This is a genomic window from Neisseria sp., assembly GCF_030530745.1.
In the GTDB taxonomy this organism is placed as follows: Bacteria; Pseudomonadota; Gammaproteobacteria; order Burkholderiales; family Neisseriaceae; genus Neisseria.
In genome coordinates, this window is sequence record NZ_JAUMUI010000019.1 from 21,488 (window position 1) to 38,698 (window position 17,211).

The window sequence follows — 17,211 nt, forward strand, 5'->3', positions numbered from 1 at the left end:
GACGGCCTTGATATTGGGGCTGTTTCAGTATCGTACCTGTTTAACGGCGGATTTCCACATAAGAGGTTTCATGCAGCTCTTTGAGCAGGTTGACGGTGGCCTGTTCGGCTTTTTGGCGGGCGATATATTGGCGCACGGCTTCACGCTGGCGCTCTTCGGGCGTGCCTGCTTCGCGCACGTCGTTCAGTTTGATGATGTGCCAGCCGAATTGGCTGCGTACGGGGCGGCTTATTTGGCCGGGTTTCAGATTATGCACGGCGTTTTCAAACTCGGGCACCATTTGGCCGTCTGAAAACCAGCCTAAATCGCCTCCGTTGGCCGCGCTGCCGTCTTGCGAATATTGGCGGGCGAGTGCGGTGAAGTCGGCACCGCTGCGCGCTTGGTTGTGAATTTTGCGGATGCTGCTTTCAGCAGCTTTGGCGGCATTGGTGTTTTCGGCTTTCAGCAGGATGTGCTGGGCACGGTATTGGCGCAACGGTTCGCCTTGCGGCAGGGGGGTGCCTTGTTGTTTGGCATGGGCGATCATGCTGTCCACTTCGGCATCGCTCACGCGGCTTTGCTGCATCACGGCCTGCTGCTGCACTTTTTGGGTAATGATGCTGTCGGCAATGCTGCGGCGCATGGCGGCTTTGCTCACACCGCTTTTAGCGGCTTGGGCGTAGAGGCCGTCAACGGTGGTTTTGCGGGATTGGGCGATATCGCTTAATGCTGCGTCGATTTCGGCATTGGAGGCAGTGATGTTGCGTCGTTTGCCGGCCTGCACAATCAGGGATTGGTTGATCAGCTGCTGCAGCACTTGGGTGCGCAGCTCGGTTTCGTTAACGTTTTTACCCAAGCGGCTGCGGGCTTCGGCCATGCCTTGGCGCACGTCGCGTTGGGTAATCACCTCGCTGCCGGCAACGGCGGCGATACCGTCTACATGTCTGACTCCGGCGGCTTGTACGGTTTGCAGTGCCAAGCCGATGGCGGCGGCCAGTATCAGGGGTTTGAAATTCATGGTTTGACTACCTCGTTGGATTTGCTGTAGCCGGGAACGGCCAAGCGCAGTTTTTCAAAGGGGTTGTTGCCGATATTGCTCAAGTCTTTCAATTGAAGGTTGAAGAATACGGCGTTTTTGGTGTCGTTCAGGCCGGTTACGTAGCGCTGGCCGACCACGCTGGCGCTCCAGCAGCCGCAGCCGCTTTTGTATTCGAGGCCGGCCAGCATTTCAATCGGTTTTCTGCCCTGCAGTTCATAGTTATAGCGGGCAACGGCGTAGAGGTTTTTGGCAATCGGCCATTGTGCGGCCAAGTCGATTTGGCGGATTTTATCGTAGAAATATACGCCGTTATCTTGCAGGTAGATTCTTTCGTTGCGGCCGTATTTGTAGCGCGCGCTCAATACTTTGCCGGGTTCGGGGTTGTAGAGCAGGGCGGTCGAGTAGCTTTCGGCGCGGCTTTCGTTTTGGTTGTAGTGGATGTCGGCATCTATGCGGATGCTGTCGGTGATTTTGCCGTTGGCAAACGCTACCCAGTCGGAACGGTTACGCGGATAGCGGCCGATGCTGCCGTCGAGCTGTACGTTGTCGTTTTTCAGATAAAACTTCTGGCCGATACCGGCACGTAACAGTTCTGTGCCGTTGCGGGGGTTGAGGAAACGGGTTTGTACGGCGGTGGAAATACTGTTGGCCGAGTTGATGCGGTCGTTACCCGAATAGAGGTTTTCACGGAAAAGCTGGTCGTAGCTGAAACTGTTTTCAGAGGTGTCGAAGTTGGGCAGGTCGTTTTGCGATTTGGTGGGGATATAGTTGTAAAACAGGCGCGGTTCCAGCGTTTGGATGTAGTCGCTGCCTAAAAACGAGGTTTTACGCTCTAAGGTCATGCCGCTGTCGACGTTGAAAACCGGCAGGGTGAGGCTGGCTGTACGCGAGGGGGAACCGCCGGATTCTTCCAGATCGTAATACACAGAATGCACGCCGATTTTCGGGCGGATATAGCCCCATGAGTTATGGAAGTCCCATCTTACGCCGGGTTTGACAACCACGCGCTTGCCCGACTGTTTGCTGTCGTGGTCGAAGCGTGTGAACTGGCCGAATAAATCTACCTGTGCGTTGCCGATGTTTTTGCTCCAAGTGCCTTGAAGGCGCGGCACGATGGCGTAGGGTTCGTCTTTATAGCCGTAAATATTGGCCAGCGTTTGGTATTTCTGCACGGTGAAGTGGCCGCTGAACGCACCGTCCCACAGGGTGTCGTTGTAGTCGAGCCAGACTTGGCGGTTGAGGTTGACGTTGGCGGCAATGTCGTCTTGGCCGTAAAAGTCGCGGTAGTAACTGTTGTCGGAAACGCGGTTGTAGTCGATGCCTCCGCTGAGTTTTTCGGTAAGCTGCTGGCCGTGATTCCATTTGAACTGATAACGGTTGCTGTGTTCGCTTTTACGGTCGTCGGGCATCCAAGTGCCTTCAACCTGACCTGCGTATTTCGGCTGCAGGTAGCGGAACTGGCCGCCGATGCGTGCCCCCCGGCTGCCGATAACGCCGGGGGTGATGGTGGCGTCGTAATTGGGCGCGAGGTTCATATAATAGGGCATATCCAGCTCAAGGCCGTCTGAACCGATGCCGACAGTAGGCACCAAAAGGCCGCTTTTGCGGTTGCCGTTAAGCGGAAAATCAGCCCACGGCGTGTAAAGAACCGGCACGCCGCCGAACACCAGCGAAGCATTTTTGGCTACGCCGATGCCGGTGTTTTGATCAGCTTCTATGCTTTTGGCTTTGATATACCAGCTTGCGTCGCCGGGTTCGCAGGTGTTGAATTTGGTGTTGACCAATTTGTAGCGGCCCTCGCCCTGCATTTCGGCCGATTCGCTTACGCTTTGCAGGCGGCGGCCGTTTTGCTCGCTTTCCATGCGGGTGTTGTATGCAGTGCCGGTGCGATCGGCCAGGTTGTATTGCATATTTTCGCCGGTAACGGTGGTGCCGTTTTGGTAAAGCACGAAGGTGTTGCCGGCGGTAACGGTTTCGGCAGTTTGGTCGTAATCCACCCATTGCGCGTTTAATATCTGGTCGTTGCGTTCGATAATCACATCGCCTTCGGCACGCACTTTTACGTTGGATTGGCCTTCCACCGAATCGGCGGTTACGCGGGTGTAGTCGGCGGGCAGCGGTTCGCTGCCGCTGCGTTTGATCTCGGGCACGGCGTGTGCCGCCGCTGTATTTTTCAGTTTTTCGGGGGTGCATTTCAGGCAGGTGCTGCCCAGCGGCAAGCCGTCGGCCGCCTGTGCCGAAGCCGCCGCGCCGAAGCCTACGCCCAAAGCGATCACCACCGGTTTTAATGAAAATAAACGAACCAAAGTCTCACCTTAAATCGGTTTTGCCAGTTAGAATAGCGGCTATTCTAACCCGAAAAATCAAAAAAACCACCATGCAACGACAAACCGAACTGAAAAACTGGCTTGAAACGGTTTACCCGAACCGGATTTTTGAATTGAATTTTGCCGCCGCCGATGCGGATTTCCGACGTTATTTCCGTGCCGCTTTTTCAGACGGCGGCACGGTTGTCTGCATGGATGCGCCGCCCGATAAAATGAGCGTGGCGCCTTATCTGAAAGTGCAAAAACTATTCGACATGATAAACGTGCCGCAGGTTCTGCATGTCGATGAAAAACTCGGCTTTATGGTGTTAAACGATTTGGGCAACACCACTTTTTTAACCGCCATGCAGCAGGCGCGCAACGAAACGGCCGATAAAGCGCTGCTGCTCGAAGCCATCGACGAATTGGTGGTTTTGCAGAAAAACAGTCGTCCCGGCCTGCTGCCCGAATACGACCGCGAAGTGATGCTGCGCGAAATCAACCTGTTCCCCGAATGGTTTGTGGCCAAAGAGTTGGGCAAAACCCTGAATTTCAAGCAGCGTGAATGGTGGAACCAAACGGTTGAAACGCTGCTGCCGCCCCTGTTGGCGCAGCCGCAGGTGTATGTTCACCGCGACTATATCGTCCGCAACCTGATGCTGGCCGAAGGCCGCCCGGGTGTGCTCGACTTTCAAGACGCGCTCTATGGTCCGATTTCGTATGATTTGGTGTCGCTGCTGCGCGATGCCTTTATCGAGTGGGAAGAAGAATTTGTGTTGGATTTGGTGATCCGCTATTGGGAAAAGGCGCGTGCCGCCGGTTTGCCAGTGCCGGAGCAGTTCGATGAGTTTTACCGCTGGTTCGAATGGATGGGCGTGCAGCGCCATCTGAAAGTGGCAGGCATTTTCGCGCGCCTTTATTACCGCGACGGCAAAGACAAATACCGCCCCGAAATCCCGCGCTTTTTAAATTACCTGCGCCGCGCTTCGCGCCGCTATCACGATTTGGCGCCGCTGTATGCGCTGCTGGTGGATTTAGTGGGCGACGAAGAGTTGGAAACCGGGTTTACTTTCTGATTGCCTGAAAATTGTTTTCAGACGGCCAACAGGCCGTCTGAAATTTTTATTTAATGAAAACAGTATCCTGAAAATTTATGTAAACCCGAATCGAATTGCAACAGTGCAGCGTAAAAAATACCCCGCCGCTTGCCGCCGCCGCCGTTTGCCCCTATTCTGCATACATCGGCGTATGTATCGCGCCATTATCCAAAGGAAACACTTCCATGAACAAAACCAAATTCTTTGCCCTGTCTGCCGTTGCCGCGCTTGCCCTCAGTGCCAATGCTTATGCGGCCAAAGAAATCAAAGTAGCGTCTAACAACACACCTTACACTCAAGACAACGTGCAGAAACTTGCCGCCACCGCCGTGAGCATGGGGGTGAAAGAACCGGTCAGCCTGAATCTGGCCGGCGGCAGCCTCACCGTTTCAGGCAGCAGCGCCACCAAGTGCGTATTTAAAGTGGGCGACGGCGACACCCCGAAAATCCAAGGCGTAAACTGCAAATAACGGTTTGCGGCTTTCGCACCGTTTGTTTTCAGAATTTGGCCGCAGCGTGTTCAAGCGCTGCGGTTTTCCGTTTTCAGACGGCCTTAATCTTGATAAGATGCCCGCATTTTCCAAAACGTTATAAAGAGACGCGCGATGTGGCGTTATATTTTCCAACGCTTGCTGCTGCTGGTGCCCACGCTGTTGGGCATTTTGGCGGTTACGTTTGCCGTTATTCAGTTCGTGCCCGGCGGGCCGGTGGAGCAGATGGTGCAGCAGCTCACCCAAACCGGCGCGGGCGGCGAGACGGCGGGCGGTGCGTCTTCTGTGTTTAAAAGCGGCAGCCGCCTGAGTGCGGAAGACATGGCCGCGCTCAACGCCTTATACGGTTTCGATAAACCGCCGCTCACGCGTTTTGTCGAGATGGTCGGCCGTTTCGTACGCTTCGATTTGGGCGAGAGTTTTTTCCACCATCAAACCGTGTTCGAACTGGTGAAAGAAAAAATGCCGGTGTCGATGAGTTTGGGTTTGTGGACGTTTTTTCTCACTTATTTCATCTGTATCCCCTTGGGCATTGCCAAAGCCGTGCGCGACGGTTCGCGGTTCGACGTTGTGTCGGGCGCAGTGGTGTTGGTCGGTTATACCGTGCCGCCGTTCGTGCTGGGTTTGGTGCTGCTGGTGTTTTTCGGCGGCGGCAGCTTTTTCGCCTGGTTTCCGCAGGGCGGTTTGGTGGGCGACGATTGGGAAACGCTCGGCACGGCAGCCAAAATCAAAGACTATCTCTGGCACATGGCGCTGCCGGTTACCGCTTCTGTGGCGGGCAATCTGGCGGTGATGACGGTGCTCACCAAAAACGTGTTTCTCGAAGAAATCCGCCGCCAATATGTTTACACCGCCCGCGCCAAAGGCCTGCCCGAACGGCAGATTTTGTGGAAACACGTTTTCCGCAACGCCATGATTCCGCTGGTTACCGGTTTTCCCGCCGCCTTTATCGGCGCGTTTTTTACCGGCAGCCTGCTGATAGAAACCCTGTTTTCGCTCGACGGCTTGGGGCTGCTTTCTTACGAAGCGGTGATGAAGCGCGATTATCCGGTGGTAATGGGCACGCTGTATGTGTTTACCTTGATGGGGCTCTTGGCTAAACTGCTGTCGGATATTTCGTATTCCTGGGTTGACCCGCGCATTCATTTCGGCGGGCAGAAATAAACCGCAGGCCGTCTGAAATGCTTTCAGACGGCCTATCGCAACCATACCGACACACCATGCAGAAAATATTCTCTTCCCAAGCCTGGCAGGCATTCAAACAGCACAAACGCGGCTGGCTGGCGTTGCGCGTGCTCGCGGTACTGTTTGCCGTGGCGCTGCTGGCACCCGTGTGGAGCAACGATAAGCCCTTATGGGTGAAATACGACGGCCGCTATTATTTCCCGCTGGCCAACACCTATAACGAAACCGAGTTCGGCGGCGACTTCGACACCCCCGCCGATTATTTCGACCCGCTGGTGCGCCGCAACATCACCACCGGCGGCAATTATGCCGTGTATCTGCCTAACCCCTATGCTGCCAACACCTTAAACGAATTCGACACGCAGCCTGATCCGGCCGGGCCGTCTGAAAGGCATTGGCTCGGCACCGACGACCGCGGCCGCGACGTGCTGGCGCGGCTGGTGTACGGCTTTCGCGATTCGCTGCTGTTTGCGCTGGCGCTCACCGCCGCAACCACCCTGATCGGCGTGGCGGCGGGCGCGGTGCAGGGCTATTTCGGCGGGCGGGTCGATTTGCTGATGCAGCGCTTTCTCGAAATCTGGGGCGGCCTGCCCGAGCTTTACCTGCTGATTATTCTGTCGTCGTTTTTCAACCCCGGCCTGCTGGTGCTGCTGGTGATTCTGTCGCTGTTCGGCTGGATGGGGCTTTCGGATTACGTGCGCGCCGAGTTTCTGAAAAACCGCCAGGCCGATTATGTTTTGGCCGCCAAAAGCATGGGCGTTTCCAACAGCCGCATTATGTGGCGGCATATTCTGCCCAACAGCCTCACGCCCGTGTTGGCGTTTCTGCCGTTCCGCATTTCCGGCGCGGTGCTGGCGCTCACCAGTTTGGACTTTTTAGGCTTGGGCGTGCCCGCTTCGCAAGCCAGCTTGGGCGAACTCCTGGCGCAGGGCAAAGACAACCTCGACGCCTGGTGGATAGGCTTATCCGCCGTGGGCGCGCTAACGGTGATGCTGCTGCTGTTGGTGATGATAGGCGAGGGGTTGCGCCATGCGTTTGACGTGCGGGCAAGGGGTTGAGGCCGTCTGAAGGCACTGTTGGAGCTAGGACAGAAAGGACGGTTGTTAATATTTAACATTCATATATCCGTCGGTTATTTCAAAATAATGTCCTGTTATTTCCGGCTTGACTGAAGCTGCCGGAAAATAGCCGTTATTTATTTTAGGGGTTATGGAGTAATGTTATGTCCGAGCAGAAGAACAAACAAACATTTCTACACCGTTTTCTAAATACAATTGAGTGGCTGGGAAATATCCTGCCTAATCCGGTTGTGTTGTTTGTCGGCTTTATCGCGGTTTTGCTGGCCTTTTCGGCAATCGGTGCCTATTTTGATGTGAGTGTGGCCGATCCGCGCCCTGCAGGGGCAGCGGGCCGTTCGGCAGACGGCGTTATCCGGGTGGTCAGTCTGATTAACGGTGAAGGGCTGGCAAAAATTGTTTCCAACTTAGTGCCCAACTTTACCGGTTTTGCCCCTTTGGGTACTGCCCTGGTGGCTTTGCTGGGCGTGGGGATTGCAGAAAAATCCGGCCTGATTGCCGCAGCCATGCGGTTGATTGTGCTTAAGGCGCCGCCACGGTTGGTTACGCCGGCGGTAGTGTTTGCCGGCGTGATGTCGAATATTGCCAGCGAATTGGGCTATGTGGTGATTATTCCCCTTGCCGGTATGGTTTTTTATTCGCTCGGGCGGCACCCGCTTGCCGGTGTTGCAGCGGCATTTGCAGGTGTGTCGGGCGGTTATAGTGCGAATCTGCTGATTGGTACTGTGGATCCGGTTTTGTCGGGAATTACCCAGCAGGCGGCACAGCTGATTGCTCCGGATTATGTGGTGGGTGCTTATGCAAACTGGTATTTTATGGCTGCCGGTGCCGTATTGGTTTCACTGCTGGGGTTTTGGGTAACCGACAAATTTGTCGAACCGAGGTTGGGCGCGTATAAACCGTCTGAACAGGAAAAAGGCAGTATTAACAACGGCAGTATGGATATCGGGCGGCTTTCAGGGGCAGAGAAAAAGGGCTTGCTGGCGGCGTTGGCTGCCTTATTGTTTCTGGTTGTCCTGACGGCATCCGCCGTTGTGCCGGAAAACGCCCCCCTGCGTAATCCGCAAACCGGCGGGCTGGATGATTCCCCTTTCCTGCAAGGCATTGTGGCTTTGATTTTTGTATTTTTTGCTGTTGCCGGTTTGGTGTACGGCTATGTGGCCGGCACAATGTCGGACAGTGCCGATGTGGTGGAGGGTATGGTTGGTTCTATGCGTTCGATGGCACTTTATCTGGTGCTGATGTTTTTTGTGTCGCAGTTTGTAGCTTATTTCAGTTGGAGCAACCTGGGGCCGATTCTGGCGGTGAAGGGGGCCGGTTTTTTAAAAGAAGCAGGCCTTACCGGCGGTATGTTGCTGATTTGCTTTATTGTAATATGCTGTCTGATTAACCTGGCGATTGCCTCTGCTTCGGCACAGTGGGCGGTTACGGCGCCGATTTTCGTTCCGATGCTGATGCTGGCGGGATACGCGCCGGAAACCGTGCAGGCGGCCTACCGCATCGGAGACTCGGTAACCAATATTATCACACCGATGATGCCTTTTTTCGGCCTGGTGCTTGCAGTAGCAATACGCTATAAAAAAGATACGGGTGTGGGCACGTTGGTATCATTGATGCTGCCTTATACGGTGGTGTTCGCTATCGGCTGGAGCCTGCTGTTTTATGTATGGGTGTTTGTGCTCGGCTGGCCTGTCGGTCCGGGTTCGGCCTTGTTTTACCGTCCTTAAAAAGTAAGGCAGGGCTGCTGTTAAGAAACTTTTTCTGAAGTGCATTTCAGACGGCCTTGGCGGATAAGGGCATGATCAAGTCGGGTTATCCGGCATATGGTTAGATACTGGAAAAATAATATGGCTGTTACCAAAACCGTTATCGTTAGTTCCTGCCTGCTCGGCTCACCTGTGCGTTACGACGGTTGCGGCAAAGCATGTGATGCCGCGCTTGCTTTGCAGCGTTCGGAGGGTTATCGTTTGATTGCCGTGTGCCCCGAACAAATGGGCGGCCTGCCTACGCCCCGCAATCCGGCAGAAATTGTGGGCGGCAGCGGTGCGGAGGTGCTGCAGGGCAAGGCAAGGGTGGTGGATAGTGCGGGATGTGATGTGAGTGAGGCATTTATCAAGGGGGCACAGAAGGTGTTGGATATTGCTTATCGGGAAGGGGCGGCGGAAGCGCTGCTGAAAGCCTGCAGCCCGTCTTGCGGTTGCAGGCAGGTTTATGACGGCACTTTCAAAGGCCGTCTGAAAAAAGGTGAGGGCGTAACGGCGGCTTTATTGCGGCAACGCGGCGTGGCAGTATACTCGGAAGACGAGGCCGGATATTTGGTTGAAAGGTTAAAGCCGTACCGGCCTGCATAACCGCCCTTATCGGATTTAAAAAGGAATTCAAACCATGTCGCAAGCATTATTAGAAAGCGTGAAATTCGACGCCGACGGCTTGGTGTGCGCCATCGCGCAAGACGCGCAAACCCTTCGTGTGCTGATGGTGGCGTGGATGAACGCCGAAGCCCTGCAAAAAACCGCTGAAACGGGTTTCGCCCATTATTACAGCCGTTCGCGCAAAAAACAGTGGATGAAAGGCGAAGAATCGGGGCATACGCAAAAAGTTCGCGAACTTCGGTTGGACTGCGACGGCGATGCGGTGGTGATGTTAATCGAACAGGCGGGCGGCATCGCCTGCCACACCGGCCGCGAAAGCTGCTTCTACCGCGTGTGGCGCGACGGCGCATGGCAAACGGCAGATGCCGTGCTGAAAAGCGAAACGGAAATTTACGGCAAACCGCACGGTTGAGGCCGTCTGAAAAGTTAATATTTTCCTGAAACGGAAGAAAGAAATGACCGAGCAAGTGCTGATTGAAATCCAAAACGTGATTGATTCCCGCAAGGGGCAAAACCCCGAAACATCTTATGTTGCCCGGCTTCTGCACAAAGGCGGCGACAAAATCCTGAAAAAAGTGATCGAAGAGGCGGGCGAAGTGTTGATGGCCTCGAAAGACGGCGGCGGCGGGCATTTGGTGTATGAAGTGGCCGATTTGTGGTTCCACACGCAGGTGCTGCTGGCGCACCACGGTCTGCGTGTGGAAGACGTGTTAAGCGAGCTGGCGCGCCGGCAGGGTTTGTCGGGATTGGCGGAAAAAGCCGCGCGGCGGGAAGGTTAACGCTGCGGGCGGTTAAAACAACCCCGCGTATTGAAACTGTATTACAATTTGACTCTTGCAAGGCAGGCCGTCTGAAAGAAGCCTGTGTTCAGACGGCCTGCAAACTTTTGCAAAAATAATTGGAGTATTTTCGTGATGACAGACTGTATTTTCTGCAAAATCGCCGCCAAAGAAATCCCCGCATCGGTGGTGTATGAAGACGGCGAAATGCTGTGCTTCAAAGACATCAACCCTGCCGCGCCCGTGCATCTGCTGCTGATTCCGAAAGTGCATTTCGATTCGCTGGCGCACGCTCAGCCGCAGCATGAGGCGCTGCTGGGCAGAATGATGATGAAAGTGCCGCAAATCGCCGAAGCGGCGGGCCTGACCAACGGTTTCAAAACCCAAGTCAACACCGGCAAAGGCGGCGGGCAGGAAGTGTTCCACCTGCATATCCATATTTTGGGGCGGCCTGCCTAAAGCGCGCGGGGCCGTCTGAAATATTATTGAAGCAACTGAAATTAAAGGATTAACAATGGGCAGCTTTTCTATTTGGCACTGGGTGATTGTGCTGGTGATTGTGGTTTTGGTGTTCGGCACTAAGAAACTGCGCAATGTCGGCAAAGACTTGGGCGGTGCGGTGCACGATTTCAAACAAGGTTTGAATGAAGGTAACGAAGCCGGCCAGGCAAAAAAAGATGATGTGATCGAGCATCAAAAAGACGACAACAAATCGGCCTGAACCATGTTTGATTTCGGCTTCAGCGAGCTTTTGCTGATCGGTGCGGCGGCGCTGGTGGTGCTCGGCCCCGAACGGCTGCCCAAGGCCGCGCGTATGGCGGGCAGCCTGATCGGCCGCGTGCAGCGCATGGTGGGCAGTGTGAAGCAGGAGCTGGGTGCACAGATAGAAATGGAAGAGCTGCGCAAAGCCAAACAGGAATTCGAATCGGCCGCCGAAAACCTCCGCACCGAAATCGGCAGCGTGGGCGAAAGCGTGCAAGGCAGCCTCAGCGAAATTTCGAGCGGCCTCAAACCTTGGGAACGCGTGCCCGAGCAGCGCACGCCCGCCGATTTCGGTTTGGACGAACACGGTAGGCCGCTGGCAGGGGCGGAACAGCAAACCGGAGCGGGGCAGGATGAGGCATGGGCATCTTATTTAACGCCGTCTGAAAAAAACACGTACACTGCCGGCGGTTTTCAGACGGCCTCTCTGTATAAACAGGCGATGCGGCGCAAACGCGACATGCGCCCGCGCAACCGCCCCAAACCGCAGTTACGCGTGCGTAAAAAGTGAGTGAATGTGTCTGAAACCGAACAACCCACCCAACCGCTGGTTGAACACTTAATCGAACTGCGCCGCCGCCTGGTATGGATTGCTGCGGTGCTGTTACTGTTTTTTTTCGGGCTGATGCCGTTTGCGCAAAAGCTCTATACCTTTGTGGCTCAACCCCTGATGGCAACGCTTCCGGCCAATACCAGCATGATTGCCACTGATGTGATTGCGCCGTTTTTCGTGCCGGTGAAGGTTACGCTGATGGCGGCGTTTCTGCTGACGCTGCCGCACACGCTCTATCAGGTGTGGGCGTTTGTGGCGCCCGCGCTTTATCAAAACGAAAAACGGCTGGTGGTTCCGCTGGTGTTTTCCAGCGTGGTTTTGTTTTTCACCGGCATGGCGTTTGCCTATTTTTTGGTATTTCCCGTCGTGTTTAAGTTTTTGGCAGGCGTAACGCCGCTGGGTGTGAGTATGGCCACTGACATCGACAAATACCTTTCTTTTGTGTTGGGGATGTTTGTGGCGTTCGGCACCACGTTTGAAGTGCCGGTGGTGGTGGTTCTGCTCAACCGTATGGGTGTGGTGCCGCTCGGGCACTTGAGGGCAGCCCGTCCGTATGTGATTGTGGGGGCGTTTGTAGTGGCTGCCGTGATAACGCCGCCCGATGTGATTTCACAGGTGCTGCTGGCTGTGCCGCTGATTCTGCTTTATGAGGCGGGGTTGTGGTTCTGCCGTTTCGTGAAACCTGTGCAGCTGCGGCAGGAAGCGGAAACCGCCGCCGATTGATAAATTTTGCCGTGTGCAGGTTTGAGGCCGTCTGAAAGTTTTCAGGCGGCTTGGCTTATCGTGTTCTCTTTATGACATAAAGCTAAAAAATATGGTTTTTTTTGAGCAGATGGGAATTTTTCTGCCTGAAAACCAACTAACCCGATTAGGCCGTCTGAAAATCAAACAAGTCGAGACCTTTGCAAAGTTAATGGCGGGAAATAAACTTTTGTGATGATTTTTTAATTTTGCAAAGGTCTCAAATCTCGAATTTTTCAGACGGCCTGAACAGAACGCCGGATGATATTGGAAATTAAAATAATGGATACACCGCAATCTGCCGCCGGTAAAGGCTGGCCGTATAAATTGGCAGCCGTCTGCCTGCCGGTGATGATTTTTATCTGTCTTGCCTGGGAATTGTGGCTGGCACCGCTGCGGCCGGGCGGCTCTTGGCTGGCGGTGAAAGCGCTGCCTTTGTGCCTGCCGCTGGCCGGTATCCTCAAGGGCAGGGTTTATACTTTTCAATACAGCAGCCTGCTGATTTTGCCGTATTTTGCCGAAGCGGTGGTGCGCCTGTTTGATGCTTCGGCAGCCAGCCGCGCCTGCGCGGGGGCGGCGCTGCTGTGTTCGGCGGCGTTTTTTGTTGCTTGTTTGGCTTATGTGAAACAACAGCGTAAGGCGGTTGGGCATGTTTAGAGAGATTTCGTTTTCAGACGGCCGCGAAACGGTGTGGACCATGCGTTTGTGGCCGTTGTGGTTTTGCTTTATTTGGATTTGCGTGGCGCCGTTTGTATCGCTTTACCGCGTGGGGCCGCTGTCGGGCTTTTACCTTGAAGCCGGTTCGCTGGCCGGTGCGGTGATGCTGCTGATGCTAACGGCACTGTTTGGCCGTTTAAACGTGAAAGTGCCGGCGGCGGGTATCTATTTTCTGGCGTTGGCTGCATTTTGGTGGTTTCAGGCGCGGGTGATGGGGCTGCTTTATCCGGGCATGAACGACATGGTAACGGCATCATTCGTGATTCTGGCGCTGGCGGCATGGGCCTGCCGGGGCTGGGTGGCCGGCTTCGGCCAGGAACGGGTGGTGTCGGTGTTGGCGTGGGCTTTGCTCGGCGGCGCATTGGTGCAGGCGGCAGTAGTGCTGATGCAGTTTACCGGCTGGGCGTCGGCAGATATGTTCCGCGGCATTGTAGCCTACCGGGGGGTACGCGAAATCAGCGGACAGCTCGGCCAGCGCAACCATTTGGGGCATTATCTGATGTGGGGCACGTTGGCGGCATCGTATCTGTGGGCACAGCGAAGAATGCCCGGCTGGCTGGGTTTTCTGGCGGTATCGGCGCTCACCTCCGCCTTGGGTTTGGTGAATTCGCGCACGATTTTTACTTATGTGCTGGGCGTGGGGCTGCTGCTGCCGCTTTGGCGGATATTGGCGGGGCGCGAAGCCAACCGCATCGTGTTGGTGATGCTGCTCGCGCTGGTGATGACGGTGGCGGTGCAGTTCGGCATAGGCCCATTGTTGGATTTGTTTTCGGGCGTACAATACGACACGGCGCTGGAACGCGTGGAAGGCGGCAGTTTCGGCGGTTCCGCCCGAGATGTGGAGTGGCGCAAGGCTTGGGCGGTGTTTTTGTCGGCTCCGGTATGGGGGCACGGCTGGGGCAGTTATGCGCTGCAGGGTTTTTTGGCACATGCCGAAACAGGGCAGTTTGCCCCCAATTATCTGAATGTGCTGTTTACCCATTCGCACAATCTGTTTTTGCAGTTATTGGCCGAAATGGGGCTGGCCGGAACACTGGCCGTGGTGCTCGGGTTTGCAGCGGTCGTGCGGCGTATGATACGGCGGCCTGCAAACGCCGCTTCGCTGCTGCTGCTGGCAATGATGACCGTATCGCTTTGCCACAGTATGCTGGAATACCCGCTTTGGTATATTTATTTCCTCACCCCGTTCGCCCTGATGATGAGCTTGTCGCCTGCGCGCGAAAGTGATGTTTCAGACGGCCTGCAATCGGTTAAAAGCCACAATGCCGGCGGTGCGGTGCTGGCAGTGTTTTTGTTGGCAGGCATCGTCCGCTTGGGCTTTGTTTACACCGATCTTACGGCCTTCGACCGCCAGCCCAAAGGCGAAACCGTGGCGCAGGCCGCAGAAAAAATCAGCGGTTTGCACCGGATTGCCGAAACCGAACCCATGCTGCGTTATTACGCCCAACTGTCGCTGACCCGCCGTGCCAACCCGGCCGACGAAGTATTGCAGCCGTGGGCGGAGGAAGCCGCATCGGAAGCGTTGGTGTTCCGCCCGTATTCCAATGCCTATCAGGTGGGGCTGTACAGCTACCGTATGGGCAAAGAGGCTGAAGGGCGCGAATGGCTGCGCAAAGTTTATCTGTATTATCCGCTTATGATGCCGCATTATGCGGAAAAGATACGCAGCAGCGGTTTCCTGATGCCGCTAAAAGCGCAGGTTGAAGCAGCCTGTCAAGAATTTAATAAAAAATATCCTAAAGAAAAACAATGTGATATTTAAAAACTTGCTGCTCTGTAAACAGGCCGTCTGAAATGTAAAGGCCGTCGGCCGCATTGCAAAAAAGCGCAAAAGCATAGAAGCATACGCTATCAATAAAGCTGATTTGCATGTTAAGATTCACAGCATATCCAACGGCCGCCCGAGCAGGCGGCTGCCTCAGCAACCATATAAAGGACAGGCCATGAGTCGCGTATTATTGGTAGATGATGATGCTTTGTTAACCGAGCTGTTAACCGAATACCTAACGGCCGAAGGTTTGAGCGTAAACAGCGTGCCCGACGGCGAAGCCGGCGTGCAGGAAATTTTATCGGGTCAATACGATGTCGTCGTGTTGGACTCTATGATGCCGAAAATGAACGGCTTGGACGTATTGAAAAACGTGCGCAACCAAAGCAGCGTTCCCGTGATTATGTTGACCGCCAAGGGCGACGATATCGACCGTATCATCGGTTTGGAAATGGGCGCCGACGATTACGTGCCCAAACCCTGTACCCCGCGCGAGCTGCTGGCGCGCATTAATGCCATTTTGCGCCGTGCACAGCAGTCCGGCGAACAAACCAGCAGCCCCAACAGCATTTCGGTGAGCGACGTTGTTCTGTATCCGGCCAAGCGGCAGGCTTCAATCAAAGATGTTCCGCTGGAGCTGACCAGCACCGAATTCAACCTGCTTGAAGTGCTGATGCGCCATGCCGGCCAGGTGGTGAGCAAAGAAACCCTGTCGGTTGAAGCGCTCGACCGCAAACTGGCCAAGTTCGACCGCAGTATCGACGTGCACATTTCCAGCATCCGTCATAAATTGGGTGATGCCTCCCTGATTCAAACCGTGCGCGGCTTGGGTTACCTGTTTGTGAAAAACTGATGAAAAGACAAGCAGCTAAATGAAATTGTTTCAACGCATATTCGCCACGTTTTGCGCAGTAATCATCTGCGCCATATTCGTGGCGAGTTTTTCGTTCTGGCTGGTTCAGAACACCATAGCCGAAAACCAGTTCCAACAACGGCGCACCATCGAAACCACCCTGATGGGCAGCATCGTTTCCGCATTCAAAGTGCGCGGCGAGCAGGGTGCGCGCGAAATTTTAAGCGAATGGCAAGACAGCCCCGTCGCGCGCAATGTGTTTGTGATTGCCAGTGATGAAGAAGAAGATATCCTGAACCGTCAGGTAGAAACAAAAGTAATTCAAGAGGCGCGCAAGTTTGCCATTGAGAACCCCGGTTCGGAATTGGCGCGCATCGAGTTCGACCGCTGGGGCGAGGAATACCTGTTTTTCATCCGCAACTGGGACAACCGGCAAATCCAGCGCCTGCCCAGCCCGCTGTTCATACCCGGCCTGCACCTGAAGCCGATCTGGCATGAATTTATCATTCTTTCGTTTATTATCTTAGTGGGCTTGCTGCTGGCCTATATTCTGACCAACAACATCACCAAACCCATCCGTGTGTTGGGGTTCGGCATGAGCCGCCTGGCTGCGGGCGATCTGGAAACCCGAATTTCCCAGCAGATGGAAGACCGTACCGATGAGCTTTCGCAGCTTGCCGGCCAGTTTGATAAGATGGCGGCCCAATTGCAGAAACTGGTAGCTAAAGAGCGCCACCTGCTGCACCACGTTTCCCATGAAATGCGTTCTCCTCTGGCGCGTATGCAGGCGATTATCGGCCTGATTCAGTCGCAGCCGCAAAAACAGGAGCAGTATCTGAAGCGCCTGGAGGGCGAGCTTACCCGCATGGATGCGCTGGTGGGCGAGTTGTTGACGCTTTCGCGTCTGGAAACATCGAATATGCCTTTAGAAAAAGACAATCTCGCACTGGTGCCGTTTGTCGAACAATTGGTAGAAGACAGCAGGGCCGTTGCACAACAAAACAGCCAGAATATATTGTTTGAAACCGAGAAAGTGCCGGAAAACGCGCAACTGTGTGCCAACGAAAGTTTCCTCTACCGCGCTTTCGACAACGTTATCCGCAATGCCATGGCTTACAGCCCCGAGGGCAGCACGATTAAGGTGTTCCTGCATCAGAATGCAAAAAACTGGCTGGTAGATATTACCGACAACGGCCCGGGGGTAGACGAGATGCAGCTGCCGCATATTTTTACGGCGTTTTACCGCGCCGACAGCAGCGCACACAAACCGGGCACCGGTTTGGGTTTGGCTATCACCCAGCACGTTATTCACCAGCACCATGGCAAAATCATAGCCGAAAACGTCAGCCCAAACGGTTTGAGAATACGTTTTATTTTGCCGAAACAGGGTAAATAAACAAGGTTGGATCCAATATCGAAGGCCGTCTGAAAATGTGTGTTTCAGACGGCCTGAGACCTTTGCAAAATACCTAAAACCCCATCCAAACGGTTAC

At 54.7% G+C, this 17,211-nt stretch carries 18 protein-coding genes; 16 read left to right on the forward strand and 2 right to left on the reverse strand.

The annotated features are described in order from the left end of the window. Positions 1–40: 40 nt before the first annotated feature. On the reverse strand, positions 41–997 hold the full coding sequence (locus Q3970_RS07815; RefSeq protein ID WP_303100018.1) for a peptidylprolyl isomerase: 957 nt from the start codon (positions 995–997) through the stop codon (positions 41–43). Next, entirely contained in the window at positions 994–3,324 is a 2,331-nt protein-coding gene (locus Q3970_RS07820; protein WP_303100019.1) for an LPS-assembly protein LptD, read from the reverse strand. The genes Q3970_RS07815 and Q3970_RS07820 overlap by 4 nt, the downstream gene beginning before the upstream one ends. A gap of 71 nt (positions 3,325–3,395) precedes the next feature. Between Q3970_RS07820 and amgK the strand changes: the two genes are divergently transcribed. The 16 genes from amgK to Q3970_RS07900 all read left to right on the forward strand — a co-directional run bounded on the left by amgK (position 3,396) and on the right by Q3970_RS07900 (position 17,114). Then, complete coding sequence (gene amgK / locus Q3970_RS07825) at positions 3,396–4,400, forward strand: N-acetylmuramate/N-acetylglucosamine kinase AmgK (protein ID WP_303100020.1); 1,005 nt, start codon at positions 3,396–3,398, stop codon at positions 4,398–4,400. 206 nt (positions 4,401–4,606) lie between these two features. Next, positions 4,607–4,891 carry a hypothetical protein gene (locus Q3970_RS07830; protein WP_303100021.1) on the forward strand — a complete coding sequence of 95 codons (285 nt, stop codon included), beginning with the start codon at positions 4,607–4,609 and terminating at the stop codon, positions 4,889–4,891. Positions 4,892–5,026: 135 nt separating this feature from the next. Then, on the forward strand, positions 5,027–6,076 hold the full coding sequence (locus Q3970_RS07835; protein WP_303100022.1) for an ABC transporter permease subunit: 1,050 nt from the start codon (positions 5,027–5,029) through the stop codon (positions 6,074–6,076). Between the two features lie 56 nt (positions 6,077–6,132). Further along, complete coding sequence (locus Q3970_RS07840) at positions 6,133–7,155, forward strand: ABC transporter permease (RefSeq protein ID WP_303100023.1); 1,023 nt, start codon at positions 6,133–6,135, stop codon at positions 7,153–7,155. 164 nt (positions 7,156–7,319) lie between these two features. After that, positions 7,320–8,900, forward strand: a complete 1,581-nt coding sequence (locus Q3970_RS07845; RefSeq protein WP_303100024.1) for an AbgT family transporter — start codon at positions 7,320–7,322, stop codon at positions 8,898–8,900. A gap of 120 nt (positions 8,901–9,020) precedes the next feature. After that, on the forward strand, positions 9,021–9,524 hold the full coding sequence (locus Q3970_RS07850) for a DUF523 domain-containing protein (protein ID WP_303100025.1): 504 nt from the start codon (positions 9,021–9,023) through the stop codon (positions 9,522–9,524). A 34-nt stretch (positions 9,525–9,558) separates the two neighbouring features. Further along, positions 9,559–9,957 carry a phosphoribosyl-AMP cyclohydrolase gene (gene hisI, locus Q3970_RS07855; protein ID WP_303100026.1) on the forward strand — a complete coding sequence of 133 codons (399 nt, stop codon included), beginning with the start codon at positions 9,559–9,561 and terminating at the stop codon, positions 9,955–9,957. A 43-nt stretch (positions 9,958–10,000) separates the two neighbouring features. Further along, a complete protein-coding gene (locus Q3970_RS07860; RefSeq protein ID WP_303100027.1) occupies positions 10,001–10,324 on the forward strand; it encodes a phosphoribosyl-ATP diphosphatase in 324 nt (107 codons plus the stop codon). Positions 10,325–10,459: 135 nt separating this feature from the next. Beyond that, the gene (locus Q3970_RS07865; RefSeq protein ID WP_303100028.1) at positions 10,460–10,783 is read left to right on the forward strand and encodes a histidine triad nucleotide-binding protein; all 324 of its coding nucleotides are present in this window, start codon (positions 10,460–10,462) and stop codon (positions 10,781–10,783) included. 55 nt (positions 10,784–10,838) lie between these two features. Next, entirely contained in the window at positions 10,839–11,045 is a 207-nt protein-coding gene (gene tatA, locus Q3970_RS07870; protein ID WP_085366704.1) for a Sec-independent protein translocase subunit TatA, read from the forward strand. A gap of 3 nt (positions 11,046–11,048) precedes the next feature. Beyond that, positions 11,049–11,597 (forward strand): Sec-independent protein translocase protein TatB, encoded by a 549-nt coding sequence (gene tatB, locus Q3970_RS07875; protein ID WP_303100029.1) that lies wholly within the window; start codon positions 11,049–11,051, stop codon positions 11,595–11,597. Next, a complete protein-coding gene (gene tatC / locus Q3970_RS07880) occupies positions 11,598–12,362 on the forward strand; it encodes a twin-arginine translocase subunit TatC (protein ID WP_303100030.1) in 765 nt (254 codons plus the stop codon). A gap of 300 nt (positions 12,363–12,662) precedes the next feature. Then, positions 12,663–13,037, forward strand: a complete 375-nt coding sequence (locus tag Q3970_RS07885) for a DUF2069 domain-containing protein (protein ID WP_303100031.1) — start codon at positions 12,663–12,665, stop codon at positions 13,035–13,037. Beyond that, a complete protein-coding gene (locus Q3970_RS07890; RefSeq protein ID WP_303100032.1) occupies positions 13,030–14,859 on the forward strand; it encodes a PglL family O-oligosaccharyltransferase in 1,830 nt (609 codons plus the stop codon). The genes Q3970_RS07885 and Q3970_RS07890 overlap by 8 nt, the downstream gene beginning before the upstream one ends. A gap of 181 nt (positions 14,860–15,040) precedes the next feature. Then, positions 15,041–15,718: a two-component system response regulator MisR gene (misR, locus tag Q3970_RS07895; RefSeq protein WP_303100033.1), complete on the forward strand. Its 678-nt coding sequence runs from the start codon at positions 15,041–15,043 to the stop codon at positions 15,716–15,718. A gap of 19 nt (positions 15,719–15,737) precedes the next feature. Next, on the forward strand, positions 15,738–17,114 hold the full coding sequence (locus Q3970_RS07900; protein WP_303100034.1) for an ATP-binding protein: 1,377 nt from the start codon (positions 15,738–15,740) through the stop codon (positions 17,112–17,114). Positions 17,115–17,211 lie beyond the last annotated feature (97 nt).

What these genes read in the sequence shown, in the direction of transcription:
- Q3970_RS07815 (WP_303100018.1), bottom strand. Translation starts at nt 997, where the DNA reads ATGAATTTCAAACCCCTGATACTGGCCGCCGCCATCGGCTTGGCACTG.
- amgK (WP_303100020.1), top strand. Translation starts at nt 3,396, where the DNA reads ATGCAACGACAAACCGAACTGAAAAACTGGCTTGAAACGGTTTACCCG.
- Q3970_RS07830 (WP_303100021.1), top strand. Translation starts at nt 4,607, where the DNA reads ATGAACAAAACCAAATTCTTTGCCCTGTCTGCCGTTGCCGCGCTTGCC.
- Q3970_RS07835 (WP_303100022.1), top strand. Translation starts at nt 5,027, where the DNA reads ATGTGGCGTTATATTTTCCAACGCTTGCTGCTGCTGGTGCCCACGCTG.
- Q3970_RS07840 (WP_303100023.1), top strand. Translation starts at nt 6,133, where the DNA reads ATGCAGAAAATATTCTCTTCCCAAGCCTGGCAGGCATTCAAACAGCAC.
- Q3970_RS07845 (WP_303100024.1), top strand. Translation starts at nt 7,320, where the DNA reads ATGTCCGAGCAGAAGAACAAACAAACATTTCTACACCGTTTTCTAAAT.
- Q3970_RS07850 (WP_303100025.1), top strand. Translation starts at nt 9,021, where the DNA reads ATGGCTGTTACCAAAACCGTTATCGTTAGTTCCTGCCTGCTCGGCTCA.
- hisI (WP_303100026.1), top strand. Translation starts at nt 9,559, where the DNA reads ATGTCGCAAGCATTATTAGAAAGCGTGAAATTCGACGCCGACGGCTTG.
- Q3970_RS07860 (WP_303100027.1), top strand. Translation starts at nt 10,001, where the DNA reads ATGACCGAGCAAGTGCTGATTGAAATCCAAAACGTGATTGATTCCCGC.
- Q3970_RS07865 (WP_303100028.1), top strand. Translation starts at nt 10,460, where the DNA reads ATGACAGACTGTATTTTCTGCAAAATCGCCGCCAAAGAAATCCCCGCA.
- tatA (WP_085366704.1), top strand. Translation starts at nt 10,839, where the DNA reads ATGGGCAGCTTTTCTATTTGGCACTGGGTGATTGTGCTGGTGATTGTG.
- tatB (WP_303100029.1), top strand. Translation starts at nt 11,049, where the DNA reads ATGTTTGATTTCGGCTTCAGCGAGCTTTTGCTGATCGGTGCGGCGGCG.
- Q3970_RS07885 (WP_303100031.1), top strand. Translation starts at nt 12,663, where the DNA reads ATGGATACACCGCAATCTGCCGCCGGTAAAGGCTGGCCGTATAAATTG.
- Q3970_RS07890 (WP_303100032.1), top strand. Translation starts at nt 13,030, where the DNA reads ATGTTTAGAGAGATTTCGTTTTCAGACGGCCGCGAAACGGTGTGGACC.
- misR (WP_303100033.1), top strand. Translation starts at nt 15,041, where the DNA reads ATGAGTCGCGTATTATTGGTAGATGATGATGCTTTGTTAACCGAGCTG.
- Q3970_RS07900 (WP_303100034.1), top strand. Translation starts at nt 15,738, where the DNA reads ATGAAATTGTTTCAACGCATATTCGCCACGTTTTGCGCAGTAATCATC.